This window comes from Lyngbya sp. CCY1209, from assembly GCF_035615495.1.
Taxonomy (GTDB): Bacteria; Cyanobacteriota; Cyanobacteriia; order Cyanobacteriales; family Microcoleaceae; genus Limnospira.
In genome coordinates, this window is record NZ_JAJENU010000387.1 from 1 (window position 1) to 9,358 (window position 9,358).

General features: G+C 55.4%; 9 protein-coding genes. 2 read left to right on the forward strand and 7 right to left on the reverse strand.

Annotated elements, in window-relative coordinates:
- Nucleotides 1–256: 256 nt before the first annotated feature.
- The 7 genes from LKE08_RS11105 to LKE08_RS11135 all read right to left on the reverse strand — a co-directional run bounded on the left by LKE08_RS11105 (nt 257) and on the right by LKE08_RS11135 (nt 6,368).
- Nucleotides 257–439, reverse strand: a complete 183-nt coding sequence (locus LKE08_RS11105) for a PIN domain-containing protein (protein WP_324704288.1) — start codon at nt 437–439, stop codon at nt 257–259.
- Nucleotides 439–654, reverse strand: coding sequence for a hypothetical protein (locus LKE08_RS11110; protein WP_324704289.1), 216 nt, complete (start codon nt 652–654; stop codon nt 439–441). The genes LKE08_RS11105 and LKE08_RS11110 overlap by 1 nt, the downstream gene beginning before the upstream one ends.
- A 146-nt stretch (nt 655–800) precedes the next feature.
- Nucleotides 801–1,292 (reverse strand): 3-hydroxyacyl-ACP dehydratase FabZ, encoded by a 492-nt coding sequence (fabZ, locus tag LKE08_RS11115; protein WP_324704290.1) that lies wholly within the window; start codon nt 1,290–1,292, stop codon nt 801–803.
- Between the two features lie 18 nt (nt 1,293–1,310).
- Nucleotides 1,311–2,150: a UDP-3-O-acyl-N-acetylglucosamine deacetylase gene (gene lpxC / locus LKE08_RS11120; RefSeq protein ID WP_324704291.1), complete on the reverse strand. Its 840-nt coding sequence runs from the start codon at nt 2,148–2,150 to the stop codon at nt 1,311–1,313.
- 106 nt (nt 2,151–2,256) lie between these two features.
- Nucleotides 2,257–3,243, reverse strand: a complete 987-nt coding sequence (locus LKE08_RS11125) for a methyltransferase domain-containing protein (RefSeq protein ID WP_324704292.1) — start codon at nt 3,241–3,243, stop codon at nt 2,257–2,259.
- A 635-nt stretch (nt 3,244–3,878) separates the two neighbouring features.
- Entirely contained in the window at nt 3,879–4,910 is a 1,032-nt protein-coding gene (cobW, locus tag LKE08_RS11130) for a cobalamin biosynthesis protein CobW (RefSeq protein WP_324704293.1), read from the reverse strand.
- 96 nt (nt 4,911–5,006) lie between these two features.
- Nucleotides 5,007–6,368: an N-acetylmuramoyl-L-alanine amidase gene (locus tag LKE08_RS11135; RefSeq protein WP_324704294.1), complete on the reverse strand. Its 1,362-nt coding sequence runs from the start codon at nt 6,366–6,368 to the stop codon at nt 5,007–5,009.
- 68 nt (nt 6,369–6,436) lie between these two features.
- Between LKE08_RS11135 and LKE08_RS11140 the strand changes: the two genes are divergently transcribed.
- Together LKE08_RS11140 and LKE08_RS11145 are read left to right on the forward strand one after the other, a co-directional pair.
- Nucleotides 6,437–6,802: a VOC family protein gene (locus LKE08_RS11140; protein ID WP_324704295.1), complete on the forward strand. Its 366-nt coding sequence runs from the start codon at nt 6,437–6,439 to the stop codon at nt 6,800–6,802.
- Between the two features lie 373 nt (nt 6,803–7,175).
- Complete coding sequence (locus tag LKE08_RS11145; protein WP_324704296.1) at nt 7,176–9,164, forward strand: adenylate/guanylate cyclase domain-containing protein; 1,989 nt, start codon at nt 7,176–7,178, stop codon at nt 9,162–9,164.
- Nucleotides 9,165–9,358: the final 194 nt, after the last annotated feature.

Consider the following 9,358-nt stretch of genomic DNA (forward strand, 5'->3'; position numbering starts at 1 on the left):
ATATTCAAAACGGAGCATCGGGCATCTTGCCTGTGGATTCAGATCCGATCCCCTCATTTAAGATGAAACAGCCCAGTCGGGTGGGTTAGGCGGCTTCAACCTAGGCCGTAAAAGCCATCTATAAATCCGCCGTAACCCACCGTTTAAGGTGTGTCATAACACGACTAAAACTGTGCATAAAAAAGAAATGGTGGGTTACGGCGCGGATGAAAAGTTGTGGGTTTTTCCGGAAAATTACAGCCGCGCCTAACCCACCCTACTGGACTCCTCCCGATGCTCTGCGGATAATATAATAGATGTTAGTAATTGTCGTCGCAGCGATCAATCCCTCAATCTCCCCGGCATCTATACGCTCAAATAGCCTTGCTGCATTATCCAAAAATGGTTCCCTTTCTTGCAGGAAGTCGAGAACCACATTTGTATCAATTAAAACTCGCATTACTGATATTTCTCGGTGAGATAGGTGGCGTAATCCTCCGGGACATCTACTTCCCCTCCGGAAGGTTTCGCAATTCCTCGCAACCGCGATAGATTCCTCGATTTTGACAGGGTTTCTGTATCCCGTCTGAGGGACTCCAAAAGGGTTTGAACCAACTGCCAGCGATCGCCGACCGATAATCGCAACGCCTCATTTTGTAATTCCTGTAATTTCATCCGTTTCCTCCCACTTCAGATTCAATTTGAAAGTCAAGACAAACTGCGATTGTCGATCGCATGGCGATCGCGCCCTAAAAAAGCTGTTGGGCTTGGGCCCTTTTCCGACCCCAAAGCGCAACAACAAACCAGTGACGATCGCACCCTCAATCGGCTAGAGAAAACATCAATTCCCCCTCGCAGGTGCGCTTGCCGTCCACTTCCGCTTTCGCCTGCATATAGGCAAATCGATTTCGCTTGACGGAGAGCAATTCCACCCGCATGATAATCTGATCGCCGGGTACCACCGGACGCCGGAAACGCACCTTGTCGATGCCCGCAAATACGAACAATTTCCCCTCCATCCCCGGCAGTTGGGTGACGACGACACCGCCCACCTGGGCCATCGCTTCCACGATCAGCACCCCAGGCATCAGCGGGCGCCCGGGAAAATGTCCCTGAAAGTGGGGTTCGTTGATACTGACATTTTTGATGCCCGTCGCCCGTTCGCCGGGAACATATTCGATGATGCGATCGACGAGGGCGAACGGATAGCGGTGGGGGAGGAGGTTCTGGATTTCTTCGATCGCCAAATGGGTATCGTTAGCCGTCGCGGCGTTGGAATTGCTGGCGTCGGGGGTTGCGTCAAGTGTGGACATTCTCTAACAGTTCAAGCTTTACACGGCGAGGGGTTCTCGAATCCGCCGCACCAACTCGACGTGCAGGGCGTGACCCCCTTTGTAGGCGAGGTAGTGGGCTTGGGGAATGGTCCCCAACAGGCTGAGATCCCCTACTAAATCTATGATCTTATGACGCGCCGGCTCATTTGCAAATCTCAACGGGGGATTCACCCACCCCGACTCGGAACAGACGATCGCATTCTCCAGACTCCCCCCTTTGATCAACCCCGCCTTTCGCAACGCTTCGATATCTTCGGCCCGGGTGAACGTGCGGGCCGGGGCCACTTCCGTGGCAAAATCTTGGTGCCCCGGACTCCAACTGTGCCACTGATTGCCGATCGCCGCCACGTCAAAATCGATGCCGTAGGTGAACCGAATTTCCGGAGACGGGATAGCCGCGACGAAGGCATCCCCCCGCCGCACGCAAATTTCCGCTTCCAGAATCGGGGGAGAATCGGATATGGGATTTTCCCTCAGTCCGGCGGCAGCGATCGCCTCAACCCAGGGTTTGGCGGAACCGTCTAAGAGGGGCAATTCCGGCCCGTCAACCTCGATCCGGGCGTCCGCGACTCCCCCCGCCGCCAGGGCGGACAACAGGTGTTCTACGGTGCGAATTCGGGCGCTGGCGCCGTTTCCCAGTTCCGTCGAGAGGGTGGTGGAACAGACGGCCTTCCAATGGGCGGGAATGACCGGAGTCTCGGGCAAATCCACCCGGACGAAATATCGCCCCTGACCCGGTTCGGCGGGCAAAATTTTCACATTCGCCGTCTCACCGCCGTGGAGTCCCACCCCCGAGAGTGCGATCGCATTTTCCAGGGTATATCGTTTACCGTCCATTCACTGCTTGTAAAACTGACACAACAAAGAATTAAAGGGAAAATCAGGAGTCGAAGACAAAACCAATTCAACGATTCCCCATTCCCTATTCCCCATTCCCTATTCCCTAACTTCTGGTCGCCGTCGCGGACACCGCCTGCGAAGATTCCGAAACACCTTCCCCGCGAACCGCGCGGAACATCCCGAACCGGCAGAGTCCGGAACCGAAAGCCAGCCGCATCAACAGGATAGTCGGCACTTCCCGCACGGATTTGACGAACCCGGCGATGCCGTATTGCATCCACCCTCTGGGGCGGACGATGCCCTGCCAAATGGTATCCAGCCAGGAGGGGAGGGTTTCGGAGGACCAATCAGCGGTGGCGACTTCTCCCTCGACGAGTCCGGTTTCCGCCAACAGTTCGGAAAAACCCTCGATGCTGGAAAAAGCGGGGTGGGACCACTGTTCCAAAAGTTGCCGCATGACGGGGCGTTCCCAGAAATTGAGGGGATTTTGGCGATCGTCCCGCTGGTTCCAGTCCGCCACCACCAGGACGCCGCCCGGTTTCACCACCCGCAGCAATTCTTTGGCGAAAACGGCTTTGTCGGGCATATGGGGTCCGGCTTCGATGGACCAGACGACATCGAAACTGGCGTCGGGGAAGGATAACGCCATCGCGTCGTCTACGGCAAATTTGGCATCCAAGCCCTCCGGCGTCAATTCCTCGGCCCGTTTCACCTGTCCGGGGCTGATGGTGACGCCGGTGACGGAAAAGCCGTAATCCTTCGCCAGGATGCGGCTGCTGCCGCCGATGCCGCACCCGACATCCAAAACGGTGGTTCCGGGGGGGAGTTTGTCCAGTCCGCCCCAGCGGGCCATTTGGTGTACGAAGTCTTCTTTGGCTTGCAGAAAGTCTTTCCGCTGCGGCGGGGACCCGTAGTGTCCGAGGTGGATGTGTTCGCCCCAGTAGAATTCGAGGATGCCGTCTTCGGTCCACTGGTCGTAGGCGTTGGCTACCGAGTCGGCGGATTGGTATTTGCGGGCGGTGGCGAGGTAGAGTGCGATCGCGATTATTGTCAGGGTGAGAAGGAGTCCGATTCCGAAAGCGAAGGTCATAAACTGAGTCAAAATATGGGCTACTGATATAGTGTGTGACAAATCGATAATTGATGCAACTCGGATTCGTTGTGGCGATCGGGTTCTTTTCGGAGGGACTCAAGCCCAACAACGGGGGAAATCATTGTCGCCACCCTAAAATTGAGTTAAAATATGATCGCCCCCCAGCCATCCAAAATCATGACTTCAAATCTTTATCAATTATCCCTAGATTTCGATCAAGTAACGCTTGGGAATCAATTCCCAAGCTAATAGCAGAAATCATCTAAAGATGATTGGGGAGTCGGTACGGTTGAAAAACAGGGTTCGAGATCAGTATAATATGATAACCGACATTTTGCAGGACTTCTCCGCATAATTCCTCTACTTCACATCAAGGTACAATACTCATGGTTAACGAATATACTGCACTGATTCGAGAAGAGGATGGCTGGTGGATCGGCTGGATTGAATAAATCCCGGGTGTCAATTGTCAAGAAAGGAGTTATGAAGAACTTCTCGAAAGTTTGAAGGTGACATTGCAGGAAGCGATCGCATTTAATCGCTAGATTTGGGGATGAAGAAACCGGGTTTCTATGAGGTTTTTTTTTGAGGATGAGAGATGCGGGTAGAAACCCGGTTTCTAGCTATTACAATTATTTCAGAGAGGCCGAAATTTTGTCCGCTTCCAAACTGCGGCCGATGAAAACCAGTTGAGTTTGGCGGGGTTCGTCCGGCTTCCAGCGGCGATCGAAAAAGGTGTCAAAGCGGTTGCCGACGCCTTGGACAACCAGCCGCATGGGTTTGTCCGGGACGGCCGCGAAGCCTTTGATTCGGTATATTTCGTTATCGTGGGCGATCGCATTTAACCGTTCCACTAAAGCCTTGGGTTCCATCGCCACATCCAACGTCAAATGCACGGCATTAATATCATCATCGTGCTCGTGTTCTTCCTCGTGGTCGTGGTGGCTGGGGCGGGAGTCCAGGTCGTCCTCCACCGCCGCATTGAAACCCAATAGCACCTCGGCGGAGATTTCCCCCTGGTGGCAGGGAAGCACCCGCACGCCTTCGGGAAGTTCCCGTTCCAACCACTGTTTGACGCGGGTTTGGGTATCGGCATCGATGCGATCGCTTTTCGTCAACAACACCATATCCGCACAGGCTAACTGGTCCTCGAATAACTCCTCGATGGGGGTTTCGTGCTCCAAACTCTCGTCCGCCTCCCGCTGCCGTTCCAAAGCGTCGAGATCCCCCGCTAACTGCCCGTTTGCCAAGGCTTCGCTATCGACGACGGTAATCACCCCGTCCACCGTCGCCCCGGTGCGAATTTCCGGCCAGCGAAAGGCCTGCACCAGGGGTTTCGGCAGTGCCAAACCGGAGGTTTCGATCAAGATGCAATCGATCGCGTCCCGGCGTTTCAACAGTTCTTGCATGGTGGGCAAAAACTCCTCCTGAACCGTGCAGCACAGGCACCCGTTCGCCAGTTCCAAAATATTGGTTTCCGCCGTCTCTTCCTCGTCGCAAACCTGGCAAGATTTCAACAGTTCCCCGTCAATACCCACCTCGCCAAATTCATTCACCAAAACCGCGATCCGACGACCTTGATTATTTTTCAACAAATTGCGGATCAGCGTCGTCTTCCCAGCCCCCAAAAACCCGGTAACAATCGTAACAGGAATCTTATGCATGATTATTTTCCGTCAACTCCTATTTAAGGATACCAGAAAATCCGTCACCCCACCCACAAAAAAAAGGATATTTAATTATCAATTATCAATGATCAATTATAAGAGTCCGGACATTTCGTAAAGCCGCCGCACCAAAGCCACGATGCGATCGCCGTATTGGGGATCGTCGGACCACCGGCCCCCCAACTGGTAGACGGAGGGGGCGACACCTCGGGTGACGTAGTTGAACCGGGGATCGACAATTTCCTGGACGATGGGTTCATTGCTGGCGTAGGCTTTCAGGTGTTGGATGTGGGCGCGAATCCCCTCGCGGGGACTGGAAAAGGAGGCGATTTCGGAGGAACCGCCGACGGCGCCCAACCCGGCAAAATTGTGTTGTTCGGGGCGGACGATGCCGCCGAATTTGAGGAAATCGGTTTCCAAACACATCTGACAAAAGGCGATATCGTAGTTGATCCCCTCGATCATCGATTCTTCTCGGTAGAGTTTGGCGATCTGGGGAAATTGGGTCGCCGCGTCGGGATTTTCTGCCTTTAAAAAGACGATCAGTTGCACTTGTGTGGTGTAGCCACTGCCCATGATGCGATCGATTTGGTCGCTGTAAAGTCGGGAGATCGATCGCAACACGACGGATCGATTCGGGTTATCCCAACTGACGGCAATTCCGAAACTTCGCAGGTCGATCGCTTTGATATAAACGATGTTGTTGTAGCGAATTCGTCGCACCCGCGCCAGTTGACTGAGATCGATTCCGAGGCGATCGGCTAAATCGATGGGGATGTAGGAATTGCCGTTGACCAAAATGCCCTTTTCGCCGTAGGTTTGGGCGTTAATTCTAATTCCAATTGACCCGTAAACTCGGGTTCCGGGCGGCAGGGGTTGGGCGGGGTTGATGTGTTCGCTTTTCACCCAGGCGGCGATGCCGTCGGCGAGTCCGGTGGCGATATCGCGGCGGCGACTCTGCAAAATAGCGCGATCGCTGGGATTGGTCAAATAGCCGATTTCGATGTAGAGTGACGGCACGGCGATCCAGCGGCAGAAGACCAGGCGCCCGAGTCCGGTGTGGGTGTCCGGTTTGACGCCCCGACTGGGGAACTGGGGAACCCGCCGCAGCACGGACCACAGCAGCAGTTCGGCGTCGCCTTTGCGTTCCGGGTTGTGGGCGATGTAAAATACCGTCACGCCCCGGATGGAGGGGTTGGAGGAGCCGCCGGTCTGCAATTCGACCGCCACATCCCCCGGGTGGGAATAGGTGTTGATCCAGTCGAGGGTCTGAATTTGGGACAGGTCGTCGGGGACGGCGACGACTTGAAAGCCGCGCGATCGCAACTCCGAGAGCACCAGATCCCGGATGCGGATCATTTCTTGGGCTTCGGTAGTCCCCCCGGCGACGACACCGGGATCTCTGACCCCGTTTTCAAACCCTCCGTGACCTGCCGATAGAAAAATTCGTCCCATTTTTCAACTCAATATGGATGCAAGATTTGCGTTCGCCCGTCGGGATCAAAATTATCGCTTTCCCAAATATGGTTTTACACTGCAATGGGGCGCTTGTCACCCTGGCAACTGCCGACCTGGCCAAATTGACCCGCTTTTACGGCGATCTTTTCGGAGTCCAGCCCGAGGTGTCTCTGGGGGGGGTTTACGCCGAGTTTCAACTTCCCGGTTTGCGGTTGGGAATTTTTCGGCCGCGATCGCACGACGGTGGCGAGTTTGTCCCGGGTTCGGGGGCGATGAGTTTGTGTCTGCAGGTGGACAATTTGGAGGATGCGATCGCCCATTTTCAGGATTTGGGCTATCCCCCTCCCGGCGATCTCATCGTCGCCTCCCACGGCCGGGAAATTTACGTTTTCGACCCGGACGGGAATCGGATCATTTTGAGTGAAAAGTGAAAAGTGAAAAGTGAAAAATTAACGGCTTTTTCCCGTTTCTTTGTCCGACTCCTACAAGCCCAGTTGTTTTGTGCTTCGCGGACTTGATTTGAGAGAATGACCCCCAAAAATTTGATCATATCCGTCTCCGTTTTTGAGGCAGAATACATCGCGATCGGCTTTTTTGATAGTTTTGAAGTTTCTGATGTCAATTTTAATCGACGAGGCATTAGCAAGCGAAATGACCGGACAATATTGAAACTGAACGGTAAAAGGAACAAAGCGACAGGGGGCGGGGAAGAATCTAAAATTAGGGCGCAAGCCAGGGGCCCCTACAATTTCAAATCTTTCAATGATGGGTCGGGCCCCCCAGTTCGGGCGAAATTCGGCAACAATGGTCAATAGCAGTCCCGCACCTCACCGGATAATATCGATCGTGAGTCTGAAGCCGTTCGACATCTTAAAGAGAAAGCAAGTGAATCTCAAGGAAATGGGAACTTGTGCGATCGCCACAGTCATCGCGATCCTAGCGGTCTTGGGACTGCGGCAGGTGGGGGGGCTGCAACCCCTCGAACTGCTGGCCTATGACCTGATGGTGCGGCTCAGGCCCGATCGCGACCCCGACCCGCGGCTGCTGATCGTGGCTATCACCGAGGAAGACATCCAGGCTTTCAACCGCTGGCCCCTCCCCGACCGGACGATCGCCCAATTGCTCGATCGCCTCTGGGAATGGCAACCCCAGGCGATCGGCTTAGACCTGTACCGGGAAATTCGCTACGAACCGGGACATCGAGATCTCGTCCGGGAACTGGAAAATCCCGATATTTTCGTCATCAAAACCCTCAGCAACGGCCGGACTCTGGGAACCCCCGCCCCGCCGAGCGTCCCGGGCGATCGCGTCGGATTCAACGACCTGTTGCTGGACCCGGACGGGGTGGTGCGGCGAAATTTGATCTTGGCAAATACCGACGAGGGGACATTTTATTCCCTGTCGATGCAACTGGCCCTCCACTATTGGCGGGAACGGGGGGTCGAGCCGGACAACAGCCCCGACCACCCCGAGGGCATCCTCTGGGGCGAGGCGGAATTTCTTCCCCTACAGCGCCATTCGGGCGGGTATCAAACCATCGACGACCAGGGTTATCAAATTCTGCTCAACTACCGCTCCGATGACGCGGTGGCGAGGACGGTGACGTTGAGCCAAGTGCTCTACGGCCAGATTCCCCGGCAGTGGGTGGAGGGCAAAATTGTCCTGATCGGAACCACGGCGCCGAGCGCCAAGGATCTGTTCCTGACCCCCTACAGCCCCGGTCGCAAGGTGTCGGCGAAAATGCCGGGGGTCTTAATTCACGCCCAGATGCTCAGTCAACTCCTCGATGCGGTGGGCGGCGATCGCCCGCTGTTCGCGTTTTGGCCGGAGTGGGCCGAACTGCTGTGGATCGTCGCCTGGGGAGGGGTCGGCGTGACGGCGATCGTCGGGAGTCGCCACCCCCTGATTTGGATCTTCGGGACGCCGGTGCTGTTGGGAATTTTATTCGGGACCGGATTTTTCTTATTTTTAAATGGCCGCTGGGTCTCGATCGTGGCGCCGAGTTTGTCCCTGATCCTCACCTCCGCGACGACCGTCGCCTATTTGGGATTGAGCGCCCAGCGACAGCAGCAGGTGGTGATGCGACTCCTGGGACAAAATACCTCGCCGGAGGTGGCAACGGCTCTGTGGAACAGCCGCGATCGCCTCCTCGCCGACGGCAAATTACCCGGCCAAAAACTGATCGCTACGATGTTGTTTACCGACATCCGCAATTTCAGCACCATTTCCGAGCAGATCCCCCCCGAACAACTCATGGAATGGCTCAACGAATATCTCGACGGTTTGACTCAATCGGTCCACAATCACCGAGGGATCATCAACAAGTTTATGGGAGACGGGATCATGGCGGCTTTCGGCGTCCCCATCGCCCGGGAAACGGACGACGAAATCGCCCGGGATGCCAAAGCCGCGATCGCCTGCGCGTTGGACATGGGGGAACGGTTGCGGAAGTTGAATCAAAGTTGGCGATCGCGCAATTTGCCGGCGATTCAGATGCGGGCGGGTATTTTCACCGGGCCGATCGTGGCGGGGAGTCTGGGGGGGCGCGATCGCCTGGAATACGGCCTGTTGGGCGATTCGGTCAACATCGCCTCCCGCCTGGAAAGCTGCGAAAAGGACCGCCACTCCGATGTCTGCCGCATTCTGATCGCCTATCAGACATTGATGTACGTCCCTGATGTCTTTGAAGTGGAGGCCTGGGGACTCATCCCCCTCAAGGGCAAACATCAGTTGGTGGATGTCTACCGGATTCTCGGCTGGAAACGCCCCGCTTCCGAAGTTTCGGAGTCTTGAACCCCACCTCAAGGGGGCGCCGTTTCGGCCCGAAAGCGATCGCCAATCCCTCTCAAATGTGATGTATGGCAACCTCGTGTATCAATTCTGTGGGAACTCAGAGGCAGTTCCTGCTATATATAGCGCTGCGCGCGGTCCTCGGCAGTCGGGAGTCGGGAGTCGGAAACTGAAACGGCTTTTCTATAAGGGTTTGA